The following is a 25,298-nucleotide window of genomic DNA, read 5'->3' as shown; positions in this document are numbered from 1 at the left end:
ATATGCCGATCGCTGACAGAATTAAACAAAATTTATTAGATCTTGAACAAACGGTTGAAGAAGAGAAGCTATTTCTAGTTGGATACCTCATTCCTATGGTGGATTTGATTCCTGTTGATGATTTAACGGATGAGCAATGGTTTGCTGAGTTTGCCTTGTTTGTAGAAGATGCCGTTGAATCAGATGGACTTAGCGATCGTGACGTTGAAATGCTTTCTGAGCTGTTGGAAGAGTTACAACCTTAATTTTAACTATAACTAAATCTTTGGGTAAAAGTATCCTAAATGGCCACTAGAAAAGTAATTTCACACTCTATCCAAGCGCCAACTGTAACGGTTCCGGGAAGTAAATACCTAGCTAATCGTTATATTGTTATCGCCGCGATTGCTGAGGGTGTGACCACGCTGCGGAACTTGCCAAAGAATGATGACATTGAGGCAGCGCTCGAAGCTGTGAGTCAGTTAGGCGCACGAGTTAGCTATGTTGACGACGGCGTGGTTGAAATCGAAGGTGTCACCAACTTTCAGCTCAATAGTGACATCACAATCAACTGCCGTGATAGTGGTACTTTGAGTCGCTTTATTACTGCTGTAGCCAGCAATATGACATCTGATGTTGTGATTGATGCCAGTGAGCAAATGAAGCAGCGTCCTATGGATGAGGTGTCGCAGAGCTTGCGTGAGTTGGGTGTTTCTGTCGATAGCGATAAGTTACCTATTCGGTTGCGTGGGCCAATCCAAGGTGGTGTGGTTGAGCTTGATACCAGCCGTAGTAGTCAGTATTTAAGTGGGTTATTAATTGCTTGTTTGCGAGCTGAGTCGGATACTCGAATTCGACTTAAAGGCAAAACTGTCTCTTCGAGTTACATACAGTTGACCAAAGATGCTATAGCGCGCTTTGGTGGCGTTGTTTCTGAGGTTTCCGATACTGAACTGTTGATTCCAGCGAAACAACAGCTTCGCGCCGCTGATATTAACGTTGCCAGTGATGTGGTTAGCAGTAGCTATTTTATGGCGGCTGGACTTTTAGCGAAGACAAGCATCCGACTAGAATCTTTTGACTTTGAGTCACCTCAAGGCGAGTCTAAGTTTTATAGGGTGCTCGAAAAGATGGGCGCCGAGGTTGTAAAGCAAGCTGCAAGTCTTGTGGTTCGCTATAAGGGCCCATTAAAAGGCATTGATGTCGATATGGGTGATATGCCAGATGTGGTGCCAACGTTAGTGGTATTGGCGTTATTTGCGGAAGGTAAGACGAATATTACCAACATTGCTCATTTGGCTTTTAAAGAGTCGAATCGAATCGTTGATTTGTGTGATCAGCTGAATCGTTTGGGTGCTAATATTGAATACTCAGACGACAGTATTCATGTCACTGGAGGTCAGGACTTACAGCTTAGTAATTTGTTGTCCAGTTGTCACGATCATAGACTTGCCATGAGCTTCGCGTTAATTGGTATTCGCCTTCCAGGCGTTGTGGTTGAAGATGCGCAAGCAGTCGAAAAATCGTTTCCCTTATACTGGGAATTTCTTGAAAAGATTGGTGTAAAGAGCGTAGAACTATAATTTAAGCTAATCACTTGAGCTCAAGCTTAATTGATTAACAAAATATTTATGAATGGGAGTTCATACAATGGCGGGTGACAGCTTCGGTAAATTATTCAAAATCACTAATTGGGGCGAATCCCATGGTAAAGGGATTGGAGTTGTGGTTGAGGGCTGCCCAGCAGGAATGCCATTGTCGGAAGAAGATATCCAACCATTTTTGGATAAGCGTCGCCCGGGCCAAAGCTCGATTACGACACGTCGCGATGAAGCCGATGCTGTTGAGATTCTATCGGGTACTGTCGATGGTGTGACCACCGGCACAGCATTAACGCTCTACATTCGCAACAAAGATCAAAAAAGCAAAGACTACTCGGAAATGGCGAAGCTATATCGTCCAAGCCATGCCGATTTTACCTATCAGAAAAAGTACGGTATTAGAGACGTCGCAGGCGGTGGTCGAAGTTCTGCTCGAGTTACCGCAGGGCATGTAGCCGCAGGCGCTGTCGCTCGAAAAGTCCTGAAAAAAGCTTTGGGTGTGGATATTATTGGTTATGTAAAAAGCGTCCAAGACTTAGAGTTAAAAGTTGCGCCTGAAGATATTCGACCTGAGTTAATAGAAACTAATCTTGTTCGTTGTCCTGATGAAGAGCTTGCACAAAATATGGTTAGCAAGATAGAAGCTGCGCGTAAATCCGGGGATTCTCTAGGTGGAGTGGTCGAGTGTCAGCTACGAAACGTGCCTGTTGGCTTAGGTGAGCCTGTGTTTGATAAATTAGAGGCAGACTTGGCCAAAGCTATGTTGTCGATTAACGCCAGCAAGGGCTTTGAAATTGGCTCAGGATTTGGCGGTACCTTTATGCAAGGCTCAACTCACAACGATGTTTTCTTCGATGACAGTGGTACTGTGAGCACGAAAACCAACCATTCGGGTGGTGTACAGGGCGGTATTTCAAACGGCATGCCAGTAGTATTCCGAGTGGCTTTTAAGCCAACACCCACCATTATCAGAGAGCAGGAAACGGTAAATCTAGCGGGCGAGGATGTTGTATTTCATGGGCGAGGGCGCCACGATCCTTGTGTTTTGCCAAGAGCCGTACCTATCGTAGAAGCTATGGCTGCACTAGTATTATGCGATCACTTCTTACGTTTTAGAGCTTATAAAAACCTTTTTGATTGCTAAAGGCTATATTGTTCGTTTTATCAATAAAAAAGGTTGGGATTTCCCAACCTTTTGCTTTTAAACGTCAAAACTTTTATGTCGCGTTAGCTTACGAATATATGATTACTCTATCCCTTTCGCTTTCTTCGCATCGGCATTGGTTTTCACGCCTTGCGATAAGGCAAATTGTTTTACATAGCTAACGGACATTAAGAAATAAATTACCGAAAGCACCACAATAACCGATGCCCAGACAACTTTTGTTGGCTCGGTAATGTAAAAGAAGGCGTAGAAGAAGGGCAGTAAGATAATAAACCCTGTCCAGCCGTAGGTGTAGGTTTTGCCTTTAAACATGCCTGGTACCGCTAGCAAAAGCGGAGCCCACCAAATGGCCAATGACAACCATCTTAGCGCAGGTTTTTCATGATTCAGCCAGATGAATACCGGAAGAATGATAACGATAGCGAGGAAACTGGCTACGGCAATGAGTCTTGCTCTAAGTGCTTTTTTTAAGTGGATATTCATAGTTTGATTTAACTCATCATTTCTTTTTTGCGATTGACTCTTTACGCTTGGCTTAGTTTTTTTGCTAATACTGCCATACGTTTGCCTTGGGCGATACAGAGTGCTTTCTCCGAGTCACTAATTTGGTAATCGCTATCCGCTCCAGCGACGTGAGATGCACCGTAAGGGGTTCCGCCGGTGGTTGTTGTGACTAGCTCAGTTTCTGAATAGGGGATGCCCATAATAACCATACCATGATGCAACAAAGGAACCATCATGGTCAGTAGGGTTGACTCTTGACCGCCATGCATTGAACTGGTTGAGGTAAAGACGCTCGCAGGTTTGCCAGTAAGTTTGCCAGATAGCCACTGTGATGAGGTTGTTTCTAGGAAATACTTCAAGGGTGCGGCCATGTTTCCAAAACGTGTTGGACTGCCTAGTACTAGACCGCCGCATTGCTCTAAGTCTTCTAGAGTAACGTAAGGTTCGCCTTCGCTAGGAATCGCTTCAGAGGTCGCTTCGTGGTTGGCGCTGATGGGCGGTACTGTGCGCAACATGGCTTGGCAACCTTCTTGCTCAATACCACGCGCAATCAATCGTGCCATCGAGCGTGTATTGCCATGGCGCGAATAATAAAGAACTAAAACAGTAATCATTGAGGTTTAGTTACTTAATTAGCTTTAAAACATTTTCAGGCGGGCGGCCAACCGCAGCTACTGAGTCGTTAAACACTATAGGGCGTTCTATAACCTTCGGGTATTGTGTCATCAAGTCTATAACTTGGTCATCACTAAGCTCTTTGTTGTCGAGCCCAGCTTCTTTATATTCGGCTTCTTTAGTGCGTAGAATTTCACGCGGACTGACGCCAAGGTTTTTAACGATAGACTGAAGCGTCGAGGCTGAAGGTGGGGTTTCTAGGTATTTAATAATTGTCGGCTCTACACCATTTTCTTGAAGCAATTCCAAAGTTTGGCGAGATTTTGAGCAACGAGGGTTATGTAAGATGTTAAAATCATTCATAATAGTTTAAAGTTTAAAAATTGATGTGACTATTCTAGGCATAATTGATGTTAGAAAAAAGGGTTAAATGGCTAAAAGCCTTTGTTAAGTTCGTGTTTAGCGAGTTTGCGAAAAAAAATAGCAGCTCAATGGCGGCTGAATTGACGTTAAACACTATGTTGGCATTGGTGCCACTGATGACTGTGGCTGTCAGTTTAATGGCTATATTTCCTGCTTTTGATAACTTGAATGTTCAGGTGCAGGAGCTGATCTTTAAGAACTTTATGCCAGAAACAGGTTTAGCTGTACAAGAGCACTTAAACGAGTATGTCTCAAAGTCTAAAAATCTCTCCGCAGTGGGATTTGCATTTTTATTCTTGACCTCGATGATGCTGATGCGTGCAATTGACCGTGCTATCAATACGGTTTGGGAAACCAAGAATCAGCGCCGAGGCATTCATAAGTGGGTTTCATATTGGGCAATGCTCACGTTAGCCCCGATATTAATTGCCGCTAGCTTGGCAGCATCGTCTTATTTCGCGACCCTGCCACTGGTATCTAGCATTAATGGTGTTCTAACCTTTGGTTTGCCGTTCCTTTTAATAGTTTTAGCCTTTACGACGCTTTATATGGTGACCCCTTTTAGCCATGTTAAATTCACAAAAGCGTTGATTGCAGCGACCATCACAGCGTTATTGTTTGAACTGGCAAAATATGGTTTTGCCATATTTGTAGCCAAATTTTCTACCTATGAAGTGATTTACGGTGCGATAACGGCAATCCCTTTGTTTTTCCTATGGGTATTTTTTTCATGGTTAATTTTGATGCTAGGGGTGGTGATCTGTTTTGCCTTGCATCGATTCGAGATGAAGCGCGAAAAAACCGAACATGACTTTATATCGATCTTGAAGATATTGCAGTTTCTTGCTCAAGCTCAGTCCAGTGAAAGCTCTATTAGTATCGATCAGTTACGTAGTAAGTTTTCTTACTTACACGGTCAAACCTTAAGGCAACTAGTCAATCAATTACAGTCATTAAACTATGTCGCTAAATTAGAGAGTGGCGAATATTGCTTAAAGCTTAATGCCGATGATCTCACTATTGGGCGTGTCTATCGACAAGGGAATTGGCGCTTACCGAATAATAATCAGACTTTAGCTATTGATAAAGATACTTTCTTCGCGGAGCATTTAGAGTCAGCCAACGCTGCTATCAATGAGGCATTGGATGTTCCAATTACCTCAGTTGACGTCACTTCTGCTGATAGTAAAGATCGAGATTAATGAGTTAGATTCTTCTGTGTGGAGCACTTGATGATCAACGACAGTGTTGTTGTATTCAAGTGCTATGGTTTTGTTGTCTCCGAGTAAATTTTTAGGAGCTATCATGAGGGTTTCTTGATTATTAAAAGGGGAGACCAACAAAACCTTATGCTTAATAAGCTCACCTTCTTTATTTTTGGTTAAATATCGAGCAGGAATCTTTTGTCCATGAATATATTCAACGCCAATAGTTGCTCCAGTATTGCGTTTACCACTTAACCATCTGATGATTCCGAGCTGCCAGCTTTTTTGTGGCTTGTTGTTAATGTTTCTTTTAAGCAGAACAAGACTACCAATTTTAAGTTGAGTTACGTCCTCCTTCGATTGGCGGACACAAATACCACCGTTGCTGTAATTCACAGCCAGCCATTTAGTTTGATGGTGATAATCTTTTCCCAGCAACTCTTTTAAGGCGAGATCTAATTGCTCACTGCTGTCGGAGGTGTTTTCGTCAAGCAATACTCTGACCACATTTCCTAGGCCAAACACAAGGCTTACATTACTAATAACAGGATAGCGTGCATCTTTACGCTCGATATGATGATCGCAATAAGCGTAGATTTGTTGGAGCAGTTTAAAAGCGACGGTTTTGTCGATTGCGGAATAGAAGCTATCTTTAGGTAAAACTTTTTTTTCTTCATAGGCAAATAAATGCTTATCAAGTTCGTCCAAAAGCTTACTGGTTATTAGAAGTCTATAAAACGTATGTTCTTCATATTCCTTATCGGACTCTGCATATTCAGGTCGGTGAGAACTAGTAAGATCGATGACAAAACACTCACTCTTGGAGTACTTTTTAAGATCCGCCGAAATAATGGCCTTGTGGCCCCACTGGCTAAAGTATTTAAAGAGATGCCAATGTTGATTATCTTCAACATGGTAAGGGTTTATCACCGACATCAAACAGTTTCGTTTATAGGTATTTTCAATAGTATTTAATGCAGTGAGGCAGTCATTAGAGCTTTTAATTTTAACCTTATGCAGCTTTTCCTGCTCTGAAAAGAGATAAAGCTTATGTAACTCATGCCAAATATAACTTGGGACTGGGGAGTACTGCTGATAGTGCTCAATCAAGTGTAAGCCAAGAAAGTGTTGTGCCTGGTTGATCGCTTTTGCTAAACGTGAGCTTTTATTCAATAGTACCCGTTGCTCTGTTAACTCATGGACTACGCGCTTATAGCCATAGGCCATCTCGGAGGTTAAAGCGCTTAGAAGCTTTAGCTGATTATCGGTTGGGATTATCTGGCGCTCATCGTTATGCTCACGGAAATGGTGGCTTAAACGCAAATAGCCTTTTTCAAGAGTTGCAAGGTTTTCTTCGCGGTGGGCTAATTTATACTCGGTTCGATTAGAAGTTTTTAAGGCTTGTAGTAATTGTTCTAAGGACTTATTAACGTCTGAAAATGTAAGATGTGACAGCCACTGCTTTACAGCGCTCGGCTTATTGTCCATCATAAACTTTTGACCCTGTTGGGTCGTCGGGTAAGTTAATTGTATCGAGTCCATTATTATTCCTTAAGCCGATGATTCACTGTTATTGCTTTAAGCTTTATTGGCTTTGTTAGTATAATAATGCCGAAAAAGGATGGCTTAGTCTACTTATTTAACGGGCTTGATAGCATCAACAACTATTCACACAATAACATTTAAGTAATTGATTTAGGTTGATATCTTATGAAGAAACTTCTGCTAGCTGCATTGTTAACAGCATTAAGTCTGCTCGCTGCTTGCTCTAATGAAAATAGCTTTCAATTATTATCAGGGGAAGAAAAGACCATTGAAGACTATAAAGGTCAATGGCTAGTGATAAATTTCTGGGCTGAATGGTGTCCTCCGTGTCTTGAGGAAATTCCTGAGCTTGGCAAACTAGCATTAGAAAACCCCGAAATTGCGGTCATTGGCGTTAGTTACGATAAACTGTCTAACCATGAGTTGCAGCAGCTAGTCGAAAAGTACGATATCAGCTATCCGATAATCGCAACAGAGCCGATGCCGTTTCTGCCTGTGGAGAAACCACAAAGTTTACCTGGAACATATCTAATTAGCCCTAGTGGACAAGCCATGGGGCCTATTTTAGGTAAAGTTGACCGTTCTAAAATTCTTGAAATCATCAATAAAATAGAAAACACAGAAGTCTCAAGTTAATGGGGGCTTCTACAGGCTAGGCGACCAATACTACTTATTAAAAATCTACCGCTCAGACTGGGCTTTTAGTACCGCTCTCATTTTCTGGCGCACATCGTCTAACCGTGCCTGGATTCTGGTTTGGGCATAGGGGTCTTTTGAGGTTGCATTCAAAGCTCTCTCATAATGTTTTTTAGCGGAGCGCAAATCACCGAGTAACATCAAGTACTGGCCTGTAGTTTCGTACATTTCAGGCGTGTTGCCGGCGTCAGCTTGGGCTTTTGCCAGTAACTTTAGGTAGCTAGGGTTCTTTTGATGAACGTCAGCATAGCGCAGCAGTAAACTTTCAGCTTTGGTCGGTTGACCGCTACGGATATAGATTTCTGAGGTTGCTAAAAGTAACTTGGTAGAGTCAGGGGTTTTGCTTAGCTGGGACTCCAATAAAGGAAGCATTTCTTGACCACTGCCGTGAGCAAGGTGGGCTTCAGCTAAACTAAACAGAAGTAGTTGATTGCTTGAGTGCTCTTGATAGAGATTCGATAGCACTTTAATCGCTAATGAGTTGTTGCCACGCATTTTTAGAAGTTCAGCATAAAGATAAAGCTCTTCAAGACTATTTAACTGGCTTTTGTTAAAGCGAGACTCTAGTTCACGAAAGGCTTCTTTATCATTGATGAGATTTTGGCTACGGACTCGCGACTTCACCAAAAAATAGTCGATTGAGTCTTGGTAATCAATCTTAGGGTATAACTCGGCTCGTTCTCTTGCTGCCGCAATACGATTTCTCGATAAGGGGTGAGTCAATAAAATCTCTGGCGGTTTGAAGGTATAACGGCTCGCTTGTTGCAAGGTTTCAAAGAAGTCGGCGGCAGCACTGACATCAAAGCCCGCTGCGGATAGCATGGTGATCCCGATCCTGTCGGCTTCTTTTTCGTTATCACGAGTGTGATTAATAATGCTTTGTTGGCCAGCCGCCTGAGTCGCTGCCACTCCGGCCATGCCTGCTTCAGGGTCTTGAGTCGCGACTAAGACGGACGCAATTAGCCCCAAAATTGAAGGCAAGGTCAAGTCGTTCTGTCGCTCTAGTCTGCGTGCTAAATGTCGCTGAGTAACGTGAGCCACTTCGTGTCCTAGAACTGACGCTAACTCGCTTTCACTTCGCGATGCAGTTATTAAGCCTGAGTGAATTCCTACGTAGCCACCAGGAAGTGCGAAGGCGTTGATAGAGTTTTCTTGGATGACGAAAAATTGAAACTGGCGGCCCAATGCATCCGGGTTAGCTGCTACTAAGCGGTAACCTAAATGTTGAATATAATCAGTCACGATGGGGTCTTTCATTAGAAATTCGCTGCGACGAATTTGGCGCATAATATCATCCCCAATCTGTTGCTCTTGGGCAACGGAAAGGGTAGAACCAGCGGCGTCACCAAGTTTGGGCAGGCTGATTTCATCTGCATGTGCCGACATTTGTACACACGCAGAACTCACCGCAAGCAAAGTGCTCGCAGCAATCATGGAAAGTTTATTAAGAGTGCTTCTGCCCATTTTGATAAAATACATGTAAAGTTACTGTATATGATGGGGCTAGTATGATAAAAGTTCAATCAAAATACGGCTTTCCATCTATAGCAGCTTAAAGTTGCCTAAATTATAATCAAACCATTGCAAATAGTGGTTTGCCTTCGATAGTGAGAGATGAATGAATTCAATCTTTACTCGCTGGTTCCAACGAAACTTTTCTAGCCCAGCGACTGTTGTTTTGACAATGCTGATCATTGTCGGCTTATTTGTGATTTTAACGGTTGGTGACATTTTGGCACCGATTTTGTGGGCGCTTGTGATTGCGTATTTGTTAGAGTGGGCAGTGAGTTCCCTGCAAAAACACAAGGTCGGTCGCTTAAGTTCGGTCTTAATTGTGTTTTCGGGCTTTATTGGTATTTCCATCGTGATCTTTCTTGGCTTAATCCCAATTATTTGGAAGCAAGGTACGCGGCTAATTACTGAGCTGCCTAACATCATGTTAAAACTCAAAGAGCAAGTGTTAGAGCTCCCCGATAAATACCCAAACTTTGTAACTACCGAGCAGGTGGATGCTTTTATCACTAGTCTTAATACCGAGTTGGGTAGCATGGGGGAAGCCATTCTTACTGCTTCATTTAGCTCATTGATGAGTGTTGCAAGCTTATTGGTCTATATCGTTTTAGTGCCACTACTTGTTTTCTTCTTCTTAAAAGACCGACAAATAATTTTCGGCTGGTGTAGTCAATGGCTACCTAAAGAACGTCACTTAGCAGAAAGCGTTTGGAGCGAAGTTAATCGCCAAATAGGTAATTATATCCGCGGTAAGGTGCTTGAAATCATTATCGTAGGTGTAGCATCTTACATCGCATTTGCAATCATGGGGCTCAACTATGCGCTATTACTTGCCGTTTGTGTGGGCTTGTCTGTGCTGATTCCCTATGTGGGGGCTGCGTTAGTCACCATTCCTGTAGCATTAATTGGTTTTTTCCAATGGGGGCTGGGGCAGGACTTCTATATTTTGATGGCGGTGTATTTAATCATCCAAATCCTTGACGGTAACGTTCTGGTTCCACTTATTTTCTCAGAAGCCGTGAACCTGCATCCTGTGGCTATTATTGGTGCCATACTACTCTTTGGCGGCTTGTGGGGCTTCTGGGGTGTTTTCTTCGCTATACCCTTGGCGATACTCGTTAACGCAACCTTGAGTGCCGTTAAAGAACACAAAGAGTATCAAAGCGAGCATGATGACTCTAAGGCTGATGAAACCTTGGCTATTGAGCAGCACGTTGATGCCGACTAGTACAAAGGCTGATTGAGTACTTTTTATAAAAAAAGCCCTGCTTAAAGCGGGGCTTTTTGTTTGTGAAGGATAAATGTTTAGAGTAGTTCAGTAGCGTAATCCGCCAGACGCGAGCGTTCGCCACGCTTCAGAGTGATGTGCCCTGAATGGCGCCAGTTTTTAAAGCGATCCACTACAAAGGTTATGCCCGAAGTCGTTTCCGTTAAATAAGGCGTATCAATTTGCGCCACATTCCCCATACAGACCACTTTTGTGCCAGGGCCAGCACGCGTGATTAAGGTTTTCATCTGTTTCGAGGTTAAGTTTTGAGCTTCATCGATGATGATGAATTTATTCAAGAAGGTTCTACCGCGCATAAAATTAAGAGAGCGAACCTTGATCCACTTTCTTAAGAGATCATGAGTGGCGGCGACTCCCCATTCATCGTTATCGGTTGGAGAGAGGACTTCTAAATTGTCCATCAATGCCCCCATCCACGGTGTCATTTTCTCTTCTTCAGTTCCCGGTAGAAAACCTATATCTTCGCCGACCGAAACGGTTACGCGGGTAACAATAATTTCCTTATAACGTTTGAGCTCAATCGCTTGCTCCAATGCTGCAGCGAGGGCAAGGAGGGTTTTACCCGTACCTGCTGGGCCTTGTAGGGTGACGAAATCAATCTCAGGATCCATCAATAAGTTCAAGGCAAAGCTCTGTTCACGGTTTCTAGCGGTAATGCCCCAAATATTATGGCTGTCGTTGCGGTAATCGGTCAGTAGCTCGATTAAAGCTGTCGGCGAGTCAGAATCCTCATCTTCAATTTCTCGAACGATGGCTTCAAAATTGTCATTAGGTTGGTACAGGCATAGATTTACAGACCATTCGCTAACCAACGGCCCTTTGATTTTATAGTAAGTATGACCTTCTTCTTGCCACGAATCGATATCACGACTATGAGTATCCCAGAAGTCTTCAGGTAGTTCGTAATGACCTGTTTGAAGCTGTTCAACATCGTCTAATACTTTGTCGTTGAAATAATCTTCTGAATGGACCCCGACAATATTCGCTTTAATACGCAAGTTAATATCTTTCGAGACGAGGGTTACGGTTTTGCTTGATTCGTTTGCCTGTAGAGCCAGCGCCACGTTAAGAATAGTATTATCAGCTTTACTACTAGGAAGTGAATCTGGAAGGCGGTCGATATGGTCTTTGGTTTGAAAGTATATTTTGCCGTGTTTTGTGGGATCTTGTATTTGCGGAAGCATTCCAATCGGAATGCCTTCTTTCATCGGATCTTTATCATCCTCAGAGATGGAAAGAAGGTCATCAAGATAACGGCTAACTTGCCTCACGTTTCGGGCCACCTCCGAGAGCCCTTTCTTCCCGGCATCTAACTCTTCGAGGACTACCATAGGTATCAGTATATCGTGTTCCTCAAAGCGAAAGAGGGCGGTTGGATCGTGCATCAGCACATTGGTATCTAAAACAAAAAGACGTTTACCATCAATTTTAGGTTTTACCATTTGGGCTCCTTGAGTCGGTTCCTTTTCAATAAGGACCTATAGTTATAGCGATTTTACTGCTTCAAGAACTTCTTCCGCATGTCCCTTTACCTTAACTTTGCGCCATTCTTGACGTAGTTTGCCACTTTTATCGATCAAGAAAGTACTGCGCTCAATGCCCATGTACTCTTTGCCGAACATTTTTTTAAGTTTGATAACGTCGTAGGCTTTACACATTTCTTCATCCTTATCGCTGAGGAGTTCAAAAGGAAACTCTTGTTTTTTCTTGAATCCTTCGTGAACGCGCACGCTATCTCGGGAAACTCCAACAATTTCAGTATCGTGTTTTTGAAACTCAGCGTAGAGATCGCGGAAGTTTTGACCTTCGGTGATGCAGCCTGGTGTGTTATCTTTAGGGTAAAAGTAAATAACAAGATTTTTATCTTTGAAGTCTTTCAGGGAAAGGTTTTTCTCTCCAGTTGCAGGTAAATCAAAGTTTGGTGCTTTCTTATTCAACTGCGGTTGGCTCAATTTCAGCCTCCTGTATGATTTTTATACTAATTGAGTGTTAATTGTTTATATTTTGCACTGTATGCATTTTTTAAATTCTGAATTGCTCTTTTTAGGGTATAAATAGAGCTTAGTATCACTGTACGTCAGAAATTTTAATGCCGCAAGCTATCACAGCGTTTTTTCTATTTATGGTTGTTTTCAAACCTTTTGCTAGCTAACATAGCGCTGCGTATAAAGAGGAAATAGATATGTTTTCAGGTAGTATTGTTGCGATTGTTACACCGATGACTGATAGCGGTGAGATTGATTTAAACGCTTTGCGTGACTTAGTCGATTGGCACATTGATGAAGGCACCGACGGCATCGTTGTGATGGGCACAACAGGTGAGTCTGGTACGGTCACAGAAGACGAATATATTTCTGTGATTGAAACTGTGGTGTCGCAAGCTGATGGTAAGATTAAAGTCATCGCCGGTAGCGGTGCTATGAGTACCGATAAAACGATCGAGCTTACTAACAAAGTAAAGAATCTTGGTGCTGACGGCGCGTTAGTTGTGACGCCTTATTACTGTAAACCAACTCAAAAGGGGCTTTATAAGCACTTTCAGTTGGTAGCCAACAATTGCGAACTGCCGATTATTTTATACAATGTGCCTGGCCGAACGGCGGTGGACTTGCTTCCTGAGACCACTGCGAAACTGGCAAATATCGATAACATTGTAGCGATTAAAGATGCCACTGGTGACGTCTCAAGAGTTACGGAACTAAATCGCTTACTGGAAACTCCAATCACCATATTAAGTGGTGACGATGCTACGGCATATGACTTCATGAAGCTTGGTGGTCACGGCGTAATTTCGGTTACGGCTAATGTCGCGCCAGCCTTGATGAGTAAGATGTGTCAGTTAGCGGAAGCACAAAACTGGAAGCAAGCAGCGTTAATCAACGATAAACTGACCGGCTTAAACGAGAAGCTTTTTGTTGAAGCAAACCCAATTCCTGTGAAGTGGGCGCTAAACCGAATGAATAAAATGGGGCGCGGTATTCGTTTACCATTAACCGAATTGGATAAAAACTTCCACTCACAAGTTACAACTGCACTGGAACAGGCGAATGTTGAATTATCAAAAAACAATTAAAATTTTATCACTATCAATAGCTTCGGCTTTATTTGTATCAGCTTGTGCGACTTCTGATGGTACGGAAGACATTGATGATAGCTACATGAAAAGCCCAAAAGGGCCACAACTTCAATTACCACCAGGAAACTCCGAAATCAAAGCCACTGATAGTTATCGTGTGCCAGAAGGAGCGGTTATTACGCAGCGAGATGCCAAGGGGAAAAAGCTTAGTTTAGAGCCACCTCAGTTGCTGTTGATAGCAGGTGATGGCGTATGGGTGGATACGGAGCGTGCTGAACCAACAGTTTGGATTCGTGCATCCGAGAGCGAATTGATTGCTTATATTGAGCGTTTTATGAACTCACAAAGCATTGCCTACCAAGAGCCAAGTAACGATAGCATTTCAACTGAATGGGTAGTTACTGATGGTGAAAGCAAAATCTCAGAGCGTTTAGGTCCCTATCACGTCGATAATCAGCGTCATAAGTTTAGTTTGAATATTGTGGACAAGAAGCCGAATGAAGTAGCCCTACAGGCTAAACACCTTGCTTATCAGCAAGAAAAGGATGAGCAGTGGGTTGATGTTGATACTTCCGAACGTGTGGCTAAACAGTTCTTGAATTACTTCGTTGGCTATTATGATTCGGAGCGAACTCGCGAAGCTCGTGAAAGAATTCTGCAACAAGCCAAAATCGATGTGGAACTCGGTTATAACGACCAAGGTTCTTTAGCGCTAATTACTGAGCGTGAAGTGTTAGCGGTTTGGGAACAGTTGCCAAGAGTATTGACTGCGCTAAACCTTGAGATAACCGATCATGATCGTTCGGAGAGAACCTATTATTTCAACGTTAAAGAGCCTGATGATGGTTTTTGGTCATGGTTTGGTGATGATGAAGACGCAGCAAAAGTAGAACTAGATCCCGGTAGTTACCAAATTAAGTTATTTGAGTTGAGCGCTGGTGGTACGAGCATGAACTTCTATGGTGCTGAAGGTAACTTACTTGAATCAAATATTATCACTCGAATTTACCCTGAAGTCTCTGCGGAATTTAAGCGTGGGAAGGGCACCAATTAGTGATAAAAGTCGCTTCGCTGGGTTCTGGAAGCAAAGGCAACTCAACACTCATATCAAGTAAAGAAGCCACGGTCATGGTTGACTGTGGCTTTACTTTAAAAGAAACCTTAAAACGTTTAGAACGCCTTGAGGTTGCGCCGACTGAACTAGACGCACTACTGGTCACTCACGAGCACCAGGACCATATTAGCGGCATAGGTCCTCTAAGTCGAAAATTTGATATTCCTGTATGGTCTACACGCGGTAGCTTGCTTTCCGGTAAGTGTGGCAGGTTGGAGCGCTATTCAATTATTGAAGGTTTTCAAGACTTTCATATTGCTGACCTTAAAGTGATGCCTATATCGGTTCCTCACGACGCGCGAGAGCCCTGTCAGTATATGTTTGAGGTGGCTGGAAAGCGATTGGCTATACTAACCGATTTGGGCTCCTATACGCCCGAAATCGTAGCTACACTTAGCACCTGTGATGGGTTGTTGCTTGAGTGTAATCACGACGAAGAGATGTTGTGGCAAGGTCCGTACCCCAGAAGCTTGAAACAACGAGTGGGTGGACCCTTGGGTCATATGAGCAATCGCCAAGCCATTGAGCTTCTTAAAAGTGTCATGAACGACCGCCTAAAGCTGTTAATAGCGAGCCATATTAGTGAACAAAATAACTGCCCTAAATTAGTGCAAACCTCAGTGGCAGAGTCAATCGGCTGGCCAGAAGAAGAGGTGATTATAGCACAACAAAATGAAGGGTTCGGCTGGTTTACTTTAGACTAAAATTTATTCTTATTAGCTTTATCAGTAGCCCGCTTGTGCTCTCGCAATTTTTGTAAAGGGGAGTTAGGGTTTCCTCTTGAACCTAATGAAGCCTGAGGGTCTTCACCTTTATTTTGTGCCGAGTTTTGTTTAAGTGGCATGTGAATAGTAAAGACTGCGCCGCCAAGCTCTCTGCTATCTTCAGCCCATATAGTTCCTTTATGACGGTTTATAATACCTTTAGCAATGGCTAAGCCCAAACCAGCGCCACCAGAGTCTCTATTGCGGCTAAAGTCTAGACGAGTGAAGGGTTCAAAAACCCTGATTCTTTTACCAGGAGGAATGCCTGGCCCGTCATCTTCTACCCGAATCTCGATGCTTTCTTTGAAGCGTACCAAAGCAACTTTGACTTTTGATTTTGAAAAACGTGCTGCGTTTCGAATTAGATTGATCATGACTCGATCGATTAAATTGCAGTCTGCATAAAGTGGTATAGATTTAGATGGTTCAGAATATAGAACGAACTGTTTGTCGGGATAAATGGTTTTTACTTTTTCTATCACACTATTGGCGATTTTTCTCAGGTCAAAATGCTCTAACTCTAATGGGAATCGACCATCTTTTAAGCGTGAATATCCTAACACTTCATTAACTAATTGGTCGAGCTCGACTAGTGCCTCGTCCATGTCATTGGCCAGTTGTTTGCGGCGATCTTCGGCATCTGTTTGACTGAATAAATCTAAGGCGAAACTGAGGCGCGCCATGGGCCCACGAAACTCATGAGCAACAGCATGCATTAAGTCACGTTGGTTATACAGACTTTGTTGATGTTGTCTTTTTAAGCCATTGATATGATTGACAATTCTAGGGGTGTTAACCGCAATATTAGTCAGAGGAGACTTTATCGGCTTTAAGCGCAAGCCGCCTAAATCCAATTCCTTTATCGCCCTGATGGCTACTTTTAAATACTCGTTAACGTGGCGATATACTATTAACACCACTATAAAGTTGGCGATCAAGATGATGAACAGATAGGCTAACCAGTCTCTGGCGCTAATTCCGCTGTCTATAACAGGGTAGGGACCTAGCGTTAAAATAGTTTTGTTGTCATTAAGAAGGAGGTAGGCGACAGGCCCATCTGGGCGCTTCATATTTATGCCGTAGCGGTTATTTCTTAAGGTCTCGAAGCTCGCGTTGTCGATACCCAATTGCTCTTGTGTTGTCGTCGCAATTTTTACTTTTAACTCATGTTCGGCTTTGGCTATTGTCTGTGGTGAATAACTGTAATCTAACAGGGAGAGTCTGACGTTAAGGTAACGAACGTCAGACAAGATAGATTCTGTTAACTGCCGATTGTCCAGTTTATTTACCCAAGGTAAATAGACATAGTACATGGCGATAAAGCCACAAAAGTTAATGGAAACCAGAATTAAAAGTAAGGCAATGCTTCGTTTCATTAAACTGCTAGAAGGTAACCTTCACCTCGAATGGTCTTGATGATGTAGGGTAATCTTGGGTCATCACCAAGTTTACGTCTGAGTCTTGATATGCGCAAATCAATACTTCGATCAGTCCCGTCATATTCAAGCTTAAAGGTTTTGCGATGCAACTCTTCACGGCTAACCACTTCACCAGACCGCTCAGCCAATAGCCATAACAAGTTGTATTCTGCCGTAGTGAGGTGAACTTCTTGCCCCTTGCAACTAACGCTACGGTTTTGAGCATTAATTGAAATATTCCCTGCGGTGATGACTTTGGCTTGATTGTTGACCGGCTCCTCAGATTCAATTCGACGTAATAGAGCTCGTAAGTGGGCGAGTAATACGTGTGATTTAACCGGTTTGCTTAAGTAATCATCAGCACCATTTTCAAGCCCGGCAATCTCGTCAATTTCATCGCTTAGGGATGTCAACATCAAGATTGGGCCTTGATAGTCAGGGCGGACGGTGCGGCAAATGGTAAAACCATCAGCGCCAGGTAGCATTACATCCAAAATTACAGCACGAGGCTGACTTTTCTGAATATACTCAATAGCTCTACTGCCATTGCTTTCTATTAAAACGTTAAAGTTATGCGTTCTTAAAAAGTCTGCGATCAAACCAGAAAGCTTCTCGTCATCTTCGACCAGAAAAATAGTGTCATTCATAATAATAATTTATGTGAGTGTTCCCCAAGAGTAAGATAAATTGCCTTATTTACTGTGTTAGGTCAATCAATTAAGTTATGCAGTATAAAGAAAAGTTTAAGGTTTTTATAAAATAGATTTGAATTTATTTTTTTTAAACATAATTAAGTCTATTTAAATCAATGGCTTACAGTTGTGATTGAAACTTGCAATTAAGCTTTAAACTCTTACAATATGAACTGTGTCATAATTTTTGACAATAATTACGTTACTTGACTAACAATGGCTGCTATTTAATGAAAAAACTTATACTAATACTAACTTACTTTCTTTCCACTGTAGCACTTTTAACCCAACCGCAAGTATCTGTTGCCGCTGAGCAGACTACTGTTGCAGGTTCTAACCTTGAGTTGAACGGGGTTGGTGTTCACAGCGAATTGAGAAAGGAGTGGTTCCTCAACGCACTGTATTTAACAACAAAGACTGATGATGCAGAAGATGCTGTTAGCTCTTCAGGCGTGAAACGCATGGAGCTTAGAGTTTTAGCGGAGAATCTATCTGGCCGACGATTAAAACGATTCTGGATCGAAAGAATTAAAAATAACAATGAAGCGAGTAGTGTTCTTTCTAACGCCAAATCGGTTCGTGACTTTGCAAATTTGATGGATAACGATCTTGTTGCAGGCGATATCGTTACTATCGATGCATTACCATCCGCTACTGTTGTCAGCATTAATGGCTCAGAAATCGGTCGCACAGATGTAGCTGCTTTCCCTTTGATTTTAAGAACTTGGGTTGGCGATAGACCTCCAAGCTCAGAGTTTAAAGATGCTATTTTAGGCGATGTTTCTAGCGTTCAACGCTCAGAACTTATTACTCGTTTAAGCGCGGTACAGCCAAGCCAAGCTCGTATTGCGATGTTTGATAAAGCAGCAGTTCAAGCACGTGAAGAAGAAGAGCGTAAGAAGCGCGAAGAAGAAGAACGCAAAAAGCGTGAAGAAGAAGAACGTAAAAAGCAAGAAGAACAGAAGAAACTTCAAGAACAGCAAAAGCTTGAAGAAGAGCAAAAAGCACTGGCAGAGCAAGCACAAAAAGCTGAAGAAGTTGCCGAGGCTGAGCGTTTAAGACGTGAGCTTGAAGAAGCTAGACGCCTATTAGCGGAGCAACAGGCCGCTGCAGAAGCTGCCGCAGGTCCTACAGAAGCTGAAATAGCTGCAATACGTGCAAAATACTCAGATCAGCTAGGTGCACATTACGTTCCTTATTTTGAATATCCACAACGCGATATATTACGTCGTCACGGTAAGTCTGCACTTATGCGCCCTCGTAAAGGAAAAACGCATGGTGATGTTTCTATCAGCATTGAGGTTGATCGCGAAGGCGACTTAGTTGGTGGTGCTCTGGTTAGTAGTTCAGGCGAGAAAATTTTGGATGATGCGGTGATGAATGCATTATTCGATTCTGTACCTTTCCCTGCAATGCCAGAAGATTTACCGGGTGAAACATTTAAAACGACGGTAAGTATTTCAATTCCTGCACCACAAATGTAGAATTAATGTAAGTCTCAAAGGGGCCTATGGGCCCCTTTTTATTGTATTGATTATAAATAGTGACAGAGGGTCATTCAGAGCTTATGAAAATAAACAGTTCATTCGATAGCGGAAACATCGAAGTTGTTTCTTCCGACGATCCAAAAAATATCACATTGAACATTGTTACTGACTCCAACAGCGAGTTTAAACAGTGGTTCCACTTTAAATTACACGGTAACACTGGCCAAACGGTTGGTTTTGAAATTTTAAACGCCAAAGACTGCTCTTACGTAGACGGTTGGGAAGATTATCAAGTTGTTGCTTCTTACGACAGACAGTATTGGTTTCGAGTGGATACGGAGTTCACTGCCGACAAAACACTTAAGTTTAGTAAGCAGTTAGAGCAGTCGACTATTTACTTTGCTTATTTCGAGCCATACTCATACGAGCGCCATCAGAACCTAGTTCAGGTGTCTCAGCTTTCTGATTTATGCGAGCACCGCGTATTAGGCTCTACAGTCGATGGCCGTGATATAGACCTTTTAGTGATTGGCGATGAATCTAAAGAACGCAAAATTTGGGTTACAGCGCGTCAGCACCCAGGTGAAACTATGGCTGAGTGGTGTGCTGAAGGCTTAATTGACCGTTTGCTTGATCAAAACGATGCGCTATCTAGAAGTTTATTAGATAAAGCTGTTTTCTATGTCGTTCCTAACATGAACGTTGATGGTAGTTATCGCGGTAACTTACGCTCAAATGCTGCTGGGGCTAATTTAAACCGTGAGTGGCAAGCTCCTTCACTAGAGAAAAGTCCTGAGGTGTATCACGTTAGAGCAAAGATGAAAGAAACGGGCGTCGACGCTTATCTAGATTTGCACGGCGATGAAGCCTTGCCTTACGTTTTTGTGGCAGGCACAGAAGGTGTACCGAGTTACTCTGATCGGATCAAGTCATTAGAAGATGAGTTTAAGTCAGTGTTGATGTCGGTGAACCCTGACTTCCAAGACGAGTTTGGTTATGACAAAGACGAGCCAGGCAAAGCCAATATGACGGTTGCAAACTCGTGGGTTGGTGAGGAGTTCAACTGCTTGTCATACACTCTAGAGATGCCTTTTAAAGATAACGCTAATTTGCCAAATAAAGAGACAGGTTGGTCTTCTGAGCGCAGTTATATCTTAGGACAAACGTTGCTTAACCCACTTTATCAGTTGGTTGATAAATTAAGATAGCCATCGTTTTGAATTAGTCTTAAGACGCCACAAAAAAGCACCTTCGGGTGTTTTTTTGTGGCTGATTCCTTAGGATGTATGGAATTACCTTTATAAATCAACACTCTAAGAATTGCTTATCAGTTAGCATTCATTTGATATATAATACTCTAACGATCTAAAACTTATTAATTGCAATGTCCAATGTAGTTACCTCAGTCGAAATTGACGTACCATTTCCAAAACCTCCAGTTAATTTAAGCCCTGAACAAAAAGATAGCCACACAGCGAAAATTAAAGATTTGCTAGTGAAGCATAATGCCGTATTAATCGCGCATTACTATACCGATCCTGAGATTCAAGCTTTAGCTGAAGAAACCGGTGGCTTTGTAGGTGACTCTTTAGAAATGGCTAAGTTTGGCGCTCGCCATGAAGCTGAAACTCTCATTATTGCGGGAGTTAAGTTTATGGGGGAAACCGCTAAAATCTTAAGCCCTGAAAAGCGTATTTTGATGCCAACTCTAGAAGCAACCTGTTCGCTTGATCTCGGCTGCCCAATCGAAGAGTTTAGCAAATTTTGTGATCAACATCCTGATCGTGAAGTTGTGGTATACGCCAATACGTCGGCGGCTGTTAAGGCACGTGCCGACTGGGTAGTTACTTCAAGTATTGCCGTCGATGTTTTAGAGCATCTTGCAGAGCAAGACAAAAAAATCATTTGGGGCCCGGACAAGCATCTAGGGCGCTATATTCAGCAGCAAACAGGTGCAGATATGTTGTTATGGCAGGGCGCTTGTATTGTTCATGACGAGTTCAAAACCAATGCTTTAGAGCAAACAATGGCATTGCATCCTGATGCCGCTGTTTTAGTTCATCCAGAATCGCCCCAAAGCGTTGTCGACCTTGCTGACTTTGTCGGCTCTACGTCTCAGTTGATTAAAGCCGCTAATGAGTTGCCTCATAAAAAGATGATTGTGGCGACGGATAAAGGCATCTTCTATAAAATGCAACAAAAGGCTCCGAACAAAGAGCTGATTATCGCACCAACCGCTGGTGAAGGTGCTACATGTCGAAGCTGTGCTCACTGCCCGTGGATGAAGATGAACGCCTTACATGTGCTTTCAGAGGTATTCGAAGGCGATGATAAGGAGATTTTTGTCGATGAGGAGTTGGCTAAAAAAGCATTGATTCCATTAGAAAAAATGGTGAACTTTGCAAATACCATACAGTCAGAAGTTAAAAGCAATATATAACCGAACATTATAATTCATTATAAGGAGTCTGAATGCGAGTATTAACAGCAAGCGCTATCGTCTTGGCTATGTCCACACTGGGGTGTACGGACGCGTCTGAGCAAGCTAAAAACGAAACTACTGTGAAGGACGAAGTTAAAACAGAGGTTAAAACTGAAATCGTTAAAAGTTCAAATACAGAGACTACTGAATCCAGCGAGATTGAAAGTTTGTGGAATAGCATTTTAAATTCTGAGCACCGTTCAGATAAAAACAAACAGCGAGATCAGTACCGTCATCCACAAGAAACTTTGTCATTCTTTGGCATTGAGCCTGGCATGACCGTGGTTGAAATTGCACCTGGCGGAGGCTGGTATACAGAAATTTTGTCGCCATTACTAGGCAAAGAAGGCAAGCTATACGCAGCACATTATGACCCAAGTAGCACCGTTGAGTACTACCGCAATAGCCGTGAAAAATTCAGCAATAAAATTGCTTCTGATGCAGATCTATACGCTAATGTTGAAATCACCATTTTCCAGCCACCAGAGCTTTTTGATATGGCAGCAGAAAACTCGGCTGATGCAGTAGTGACTTTTAGAAATGTGCACAACTGGCTACGAGGCGGTCGAGAAGCGACAGTTGATAGCTTTAAAGCCATGTATGACGTTCTAAAGCCTGGTGGCGTACTGGGTGTCGTAGAGCACCGATTGCCAAAAGACATGAAGCAAGACGAAAAAGCTTCATCAGGGTATATGCACCAAGATTTTGTGATTAGTGTCGCTCAAGAAGCTGGCTTTAAATTAGTCGCAACGTCTGAAATTAACGCTAATCCTAAAGATACTGCTGATCACCCTAAAGGTGTTTGGTCTTTACCGCCAGGGTTGCGTTTAGGTGATGAAGATAGAGAAAAGTATATGTCTATTGGTGAAAGCGATCGCATGACTTTGAAGTTTGTAAAGCCGGCTAAAGAGTAGAAGTGACCTTGACTCAATAGTTTTGCAAGAATAAAAAAGGCTCCCTATGGAGCCTTTTTTATTCTTCGTTGGATTCTTTAACTTGCTGACTCAGTTCTAACATGGCTTTTACATAGTCATCTTTATTTTTCTGAAGGTCATCGTCGGTCGGTAATGGCTGACCTGTATAGGCATGCAGGAAAGCTTCACACAGTAGCTCACTGTTGGTGGCGTGACGTAAATTATTGACTTGTCTGCGAGTCCGTTCATCGGTTAGTATTTTTAGCACAGAGTAGGGTATAGAAACAGTTATCTTTTTAACCTTATCTTTTTTTTCGCCATGTTCGACATAAGGATTAATAAATTCCCCATTCCATTTCTTACTCATATTAGCCTCAGAATTGTTGTTCAACTTATTGGGTGATAATACCTTAATCAACGCTATTTAGCTCTTACGGCAGCTGCTTGTTTTAGTTATCTTCTTGTCGCTCGAGTCGTTACAAAGCGTTAATTTTGGAGGTAATAATAAGCGATAATTCACATAGATTCTATAGGGTTAAAGGGCTTATTTATAATACTTACTAGGATAAATTTTTTTATTTACTGATAGAACTGATGCGGATTATTTTTTGCCATTACTTTTAGTAATCCAAAGGCGCCTGTCGACTTAATGAGAATCGTTTGCAATAAGTTTTTGTTCTTATATAATTCGGCTAAATCCTCCTCTAGGTGGAGCTTATGAGTAATATTAATATTGAAAAAGTACTATCAGTAAAGCACTGGAACGACACTCTATTTACTTTCCAAACCACTCGAGATCAAAGCTTACGCTTTAGAAATGGCGAATTTATTATGATCGGTTTGCCACTAGAGGACGGTAAGAAAGTGATGCGCGCCTATAGTATCGCTAGCCCTAATTATGAAGAGAATCTAGAGTTTTTCAGTATCAAAGTGCCTGATGGGAAGTTAACTTCTCGGCTACAGCATTTAAAGCCTGGCGATGAGGTGATGGTAAGCAAAAAGCCTACGGGAACCTTAGTAGTAGACGATGTTAAAAGTGGTCGTAACCTCTATTTACTCGCCACAGGTACTGGCTTAGCACCGTTTATGAGCATTATTCAGTGTCCTGAGACTTATGAGAAGTTCGACAAGGTTATTCTCTGTCATGGTGTGAGATTCGTTAGTGAACTATGCTATCAGCAAAAAATTATGGAAGAATTGCCTAATCATGAGTACCTAGGCGATATTATTTCTGAAAAATTGCTCTATTACCCAACGGTGACTCGTGAGCCGTTCCAAAACCAAGGTCGATTAACTCATGCGCTCGAAGAGGGTAAGGTTGAAGAAACCCTCGGTCTTGATAGGTTAGATCCTAAGCACGATCGTGCGATGATCTGTGGTAGTCAAGCAATGCTAGACGACTTATCCAAAATGCTGAATGACAAAGGGTTTGAAATTAGTCCTAAGATGGGTATCCAAGGTGATTACGTTATTGAGCGTGCGTTTGTAGGATAATCAAACTTTTAAAGAGCATAGCTTGTTTAAAAAGTTAAAAAGCCCCTTTATTGGGGCTTTTTTTTTAAACAGCTACTAATTATTGTTCAATAATTCATTTGAATAAAGCTTGTATCTGTATTTAAAGTCTAGATGTGCCACATTTGATGCATTGGTAACGAAGCATCATCTTCATTTTTTTCGATACTGTTTGCCAGTTGGAGAGACGAAGTATAGTCCTGATGCAGGTAGCGACTCAGTTGCTCCTTACTGATATGGGGAGCAAAGTCGTTAATAAAATCTTTCATGTACTTTTTTAAGAACATGTTTTTATTAAAGGCTAGCCAAGTGGTGCATCTTGGTAAGATATCTTTAGTGGAATAGCCTAGCAAGTCACGATCCTGCTTTGGTGAGAAGGCCATGCTGGCCACGATTCCAATGCCAAAGCCATTACGTACATAAGTTTTAATGACGTCTGCATCGCGTGCTGTAAAGACAATATTAGGCTCCAACTTCACCTTGTTGAATGCATCTTTTAAGCTGGATTTCTCAGCAGGACCCATCGACGGGTAAGTAACGATTGGGTATTTTGCTAAATCTTCTAGAGTAATCTTTCTTAAATCCCCAAGAGGGTGATCCTGCGGGAATAGTACCGTTCTGTCCCATTGAAAACATGGGATTTTCACGATGTTTGCACCTAGCTCAATATTACCTGAAGCAATGGCGAAATCGACTTCTTGCTTCTGTAATTGCGACAGAATTTGCTCTGAAGTTCCTTGTTGTAGATCAATGGTTAATTGTGGGTAACGCTTATGAAAGTTTGCAAACACCTTGGGCAATGCATATTGCGCTTGAGTTTGCGTTGTAGCGATAGAAAAGTTACCTGATTCACTTTCGTTGGCTAGATTGCTAATATTTTTAATGTGGTTAATTTCATGCAGCACCTTACGTGCGCGGTTAATAATTTCCTCGCCTAACTCACTCACCCCTACTAGCTGTTTACCGTTGCGGATAAAGATCTTGGTTTCTAACTCGCTTTCTAATAAGCGTAATTGTTTGCTGATCCCCGGTTGCGAAGTGAAAAGTTTTTCAGCAGCCTTAGTAATACTTAGGTTATTGTCAGCAATCGCTATAAGGTAAATGAGTTGCTGTAGCTTCATGGTGATGGGTGCTTAATATCGTTTATGGGTTGATGTTATGACCAGTGAGGTCTAAGATCAAGCTTTTATTCCATTTAGTTATAAAGATTTAAGGCATATTATTTACGCATTATAACCGTAAGTGTTTAAATACTTAGTATCTTTAAAAGTTTATTATGATACATCAGCTTGAAGCCCCAGTTTTA

Annotated in this window: 25 protein-coding genes; 14 read left to right on the top strand and 11 right to left on the bottom strand. The window is 42.2% G+C overall.

The genetic code is table 11. The annotated features are described in order from the left end of the window. Positions 1-2 precede the first annotated feature (2 nt). The 3 genes from ABD128_RS00480 to aroC all read left to right on the top strand — a co-directional run bounded on the left by ABD128_RS00480 (position 3) and on the right by aroC (position 2,724). The gene (locus tag ABD128_RS00480; RefSeq protein WP_343985135.1) at positions 3-245 is read left to right on the top strand and encodes a hypothetical protein; all 243 of its coding nucleotides are present in this window, start codon (positions 3-5) and stop codon (positions 243-245) included. Positions 246-284: 39 nt separating this feature from the next. Next, positions 285-1,562: a 3-phosphoshikimate 1-carboxyvinyltransferase gene (gene aroA, locus ABD128_RS00475; RefSeq protein WP_343985133.1), complete on the top strand. Its 1,278-nt coding sequence runs from the start codon at positions 285-287 to the stop codon at positions 1,560-1,562. Between the two features lie 67 nt (positions 1,563-1,629). Beyond that, complete coding sequence (gene aroC, locus ABD128_RS00470; RefSeq protein WP_343985131.1) at positions 1,630-2,724, top strand: chorismate synthase; 1,095 nt, start codon at positions 1,630-1,632, stop codon at positions 2,722-2,724. Positions 2,725-2,826: 102 nt separating this feature from the next. Here the strand turns inward: aroC and ABD128_RS00465 are convergent, their stop codons facing one another. The 3 genes from ABD128_RS00465 to arsC are packed head-to-tail and all read right to left on the bottom strand — an operon-like array spanning position 2,827 to position 4,227. Continuing rightward, a complete protein-coding gene (locus ABD128_RS00465) occupies positions 2,827-3,228 on the bottom strand; it encodes a DUF2069 domain-containing protein (RefSeq protein ID WP_343985129.1) in 402 nt (133 codons plus the stop codon). A 41-nt stretch (positions 3,229-3,269) separates the two neighbouring features. Then, positions 3,270-3,863: an NAD(P)H:quinone oxidoreductase gene (wrbA, locus tag ABD128_RS00460; protein ID WP_343985127.1), complete on the bottom strand. Its 594-nt coding sequence runs from the start codon at positions 3,861-3,863 to the stop codon at positions 3,270-3,272. A 10-nt stretch (positions 3,864-3,873) separates the two neighbouring features. Beyond that, a complete protein-coding gene (arsC, locus tag ABD128_RS00455; RefSeq protein ID WP_343985125.1) occupies positions 3,874-4,227 on the bottom strand; it encodes an arsenate reductase (glutaredoxin) in 354 nt (117 codons plus the stop codon). Between the two features lie 47 nt (positions 4,228-4,274). On the opposite strand from arsC, the gene ABD128_RS00450 reads away from it, so the two are divergent. Continuing rightward, on the top strand, positions 4,275-5,489 hold the full coding sequence (locus ABD128_RS00450) for a YihY family inner membrane protein (RefSeq protein ID WP_343985123.1): 1,215 nt from the start codon (positions 4,275-4,277) through the stop codon (positions 5,487-5,489). On the opposite strand, the gene ABD128_RS00445 is transcribed toward ABD128_RS00450, so the two are convergent. Further along, the gene (locus tag ABD128_RS00445) at positions 5,448-7,034 is read right to left on the bottom strand and encodes a hypothetical protein (RefSeq protein WP_343985121.1); all 1,587 of its coding nucleotides are present in this window, start codon (positions 7,032-7,034) and stop codon (positions 5,448-5,450) included. The genes ABD128_RS00450 and ABD128_RS00445 overlap by 42 nt on opposite strands. A gap of 168 nt (positions 7,035-7,202) precedes the next feature. Between ABD128_RS00445 and ABD128_RS00440 the strand changes: the two genes are divergently transcribed. Then, on the top strand, positions 7,203-7,673 hold the full coding sequence (locus ABD128_RS00440) for a TlpA family protein disulfide reductase (protein ID WP_343985119.1): 471 nt from the start codon (positions 7,203-7,205) through the stop codon (positions 7,671-7,673). Between the two features lie 45 nt (positions 7,674-7,718). Here ABD128_RS00440 and ABD128_RS00435 read toward each other — a convergent pair whose 3' ends face one another. Next, positions 7,719-9,212, bottom strand: coding sequence for a M48 family metalloprotease (locus ABD128_RS00435; protein WP_343985117.1), 1,494 nt, complete (start codon positions 9,210-9,212; stop codon positions 7,719-7,721). A 139-nt stretch (positions 9,213-9,351) separates the two neighbouring features. Between ABD128_RS00435 and ABD128_RS00430 the strand changes: the two genes are divergently transcribed. Continuing rightward, positions 9,352-10,473 (top strand): AI-2E family transporter, encoded by a 1,122-nt coding sequence (locus ABD128_RS00430; protein WP_343985115.1) that lies wholly within the window; start codon positions 9,352-9,354, stop codon positions 10,471-10,473. Between the two features lie 77 nt (positions 10,474-10,550). Here the strand turns inward: ABD128_RS00430 and ABD128_RS00425 are convergent, their stop codons facing one another. Then, positions 10,551-11,975, bottom strand: a complete 1,425-nt coding sequence (locus ABD128_RS00425) for a PhoH family protein (RefSeq protein WP_343985113.1) — start codon at positions 11,973-11,975, stop codon at positions 10,551-10,553. Between the two features lie 42 nt (positions 11,976-12,017). After that, the gene (locus ABD128_RS00420; protein ID WP_343985111.1) at positions 12,018-12,485 is read right to left on the bottom strand and encodes a peroxiredoxin; all 468 of its coding nucleotides are present in this window, start codon (positions 12,483-12,485) and stop codon (positions 12,018-12,020) included. Positions 12,486-12,715: 230 nt separating this feature from the next. On the opposite strand from ABD128_RS00420, the gene dapA reads away from it, so the two are divergent. Genes dapA through ABD128_RS00405 form a run of 3 tightly spaced genes read left to right on the top strand, consistent with a single transcriptional unit; the run spans position 12,716 to position 15,427 of the window. Further along, on the top strand, positions 12,716-13,606 hold the full coding sequence (dapA, locus tag ABD128_RS00415; protein ID WP_343985109.1) for a 4-hydroxy-tetrahydrodipicolinate synthase: 891 nt from the start codon (positions 12,716-12,718) through the stop codon (positions 13,604-13,606). After that, positions 13,581-14,663: an NlpB/DapX family lipoprotein gene (gene bamC, locus ABD128_RS00410; RefSeq protein WP_343985107.1), complete on the top strand. Its 1,083-nt coding sequence runs from the start codon at positions 13,581-13,583 to the stop codon at positions 14,661-14,663. Before dapA ends, bamC begins: the two co-directional genes overlap by 26 nt. Continuing rightward, positions 14,663-15,427: an MBL fold metallo-hydrolase gene (locus ABD128_RS00405; protein WP_343985105.1), complete on the top strand. Its 765-nt coding sequence runs from the start codon at positions 14,663-14,665 to the stop codon at positions 15,425-15,427. Before bamC ends, ABD128_RS00405 begins: the two co-directional genes overlap by 1 nt. On the opposite strand, the gene ABD128_RS00400 is transcribed toward ABD128_RS00405, so the two are convergent. Both ABD128_RS00400 and ABD128_RS00395 read right to left on the bottom strand, forming a co-directional pair. Then, positions 15,424-16,863: a sensor histidine kinase gene (locus ABD128_RS00400; protein WP_343985103.1), complete on the bottom strand. Its 1,440-nt coding sequence runs from the start codon at positions 16,861-16,863 to the stop codon at positions 15,424-15,426. The two genes, ABD128_RS00405 and ABD128_RS00400, sit on opposite strands and share 4 nt — an antisense overlap. Further along, on the bottom strand, positions 16,863-17,552 hold the full coding sequence (locus tag ABD128_RS00395) for a winged helix-turn-helix domain-containing protein (protein WP_343985101.1): 690 nt from the start codon (positions 17,550-17,552) through the stop codon (positions 16,863-16,865). The genes ABD128_RS00400 and ABD128_RS00395 overlap by 1 nt, the downstream gene beginning before the upstream one ends. Before the next feature lie 275 nt (positions 17,553-17,827). On the opposite strand from ABD128_RS00395, the gene ABD128_RS00390 reads away from it, so the two are divergent. The 4 genes from ABD128_RS00390 to ABD128_RS00375 all read left to right on the top strand — a co-directional run bounded on the left by ABD128_RS00390 (position 17,828) and on the right by ABD128_RS00375 (position 22,480). Continuing rightward, positions 17,828-19,081 carry a chalcone isomerase family protein gene (locus tag ABD128_RS00390; RefSeq protein ID WP_343985099.1) on the top strand — a complete coding sequence of 418 codons (1,254 nt, stop codon included), beginning with the start codon at positions 17,828-17,830 and terminating at the stop codon, positions 19,079-19,081. An 83-nt stretch (positions 19,082-19,164) separates the two neighbouring features. Beyond that, entirely contained in the window at positions 19,165-20,292 is a 1,128-nt protein-coding gene (locus ABD128_RS00385) for a M14 family metallopeptidase (RefSeq protein WP_343985097.1), read from the top strand. 176 nt (positions 20,293-20,468) lie between these two features. After that, positions 20,469-21,524 carry a quinolinate synthase NadA gene (gene nadA, locus ABD128_RS00380; protein WP_343985095.1) on the top strand — a complete coding sequence of 352 codons (1,056 nt, stop codon included), beginning with the start codon at positions 20,469-20,471 and terminating at the stop codon, positions 21,522-21,524. Between the two features lie 122 nt (positions 21,525-21,646). Further along, the gene (locus ABD128_RS00375; RefSeq protein ID WP_425545669.1) at positions 21,647-22,480 is read left to right on the top strand and encodes a class I SAM-dependent methyltransferase; all 834 of its coding nucleotides are present in this window, start codon (positions 21,647-21,649) and stop codon (positions 22,478-22,480) included. 58 nt (positions 22,481-22,538) lie between these two features. Here the strand turns inward: ABD128_RS00375 and metJ are convergent, their stop codons facing one another. Further along, positions 22,539-22,847, bottom strand: a complete 309-nt coding sequence (gene metJ / locus ABD128_RS00370; protein WP_343985090.1) for a met regulon transcriptional regulator MetJ — start codon at positions 22,845-22,847, stop codon at positions 22,539-22,541. A 350-nt stretch (positions 22,848-23,197) separates the two neighbouring features. Here metJ and ABD128_RS00365 point away from each other — a divergent pair, with 350 nt between their 5' ends. Further along, a complete protein-coding gene (locus ABD128_RS00365; protein ID WP_343985088.1) occupies positions 23,198-23,974 on the top strand; it encodes a ferredoxin--NADP reductase in 777 nt (258 codons plus the stop codon). A gap of 128 nt (positions 23,975-24,102) precedes the next feature. Here the strand turns inward: ABD128_RS00365 and ABD128_RS00360 are convergent, their stop codons facing one another. Next, the gene (locus ABD128_RS00360) at positions 24,103-25,113 is read right to left on the bottom strand and encodes a LysR substrate-binding domain-containing protein (RefSeq protein WP_343985086.1); all 1,011 of its coding nucleotides are present in this window, start codon (positions 25,111-25,113) and stop codon (positions 24,103-24,105) included. Positions 25,114-25,298 lie beyond the last annotated feature (185 nt).

This window comes from Kangiella japonica (assembly GCF_039523535.1).
Classification (GTDB): domain Bacteria; phylum Pseudomonadota; class Gammaproteobacteria; order Enterobacterales; family Kangiellaceae; genus Kangiella; species Kangiella japonica.
This window is presented reverse-complemented; position numbering and strand designations above follow the sequence as displayed.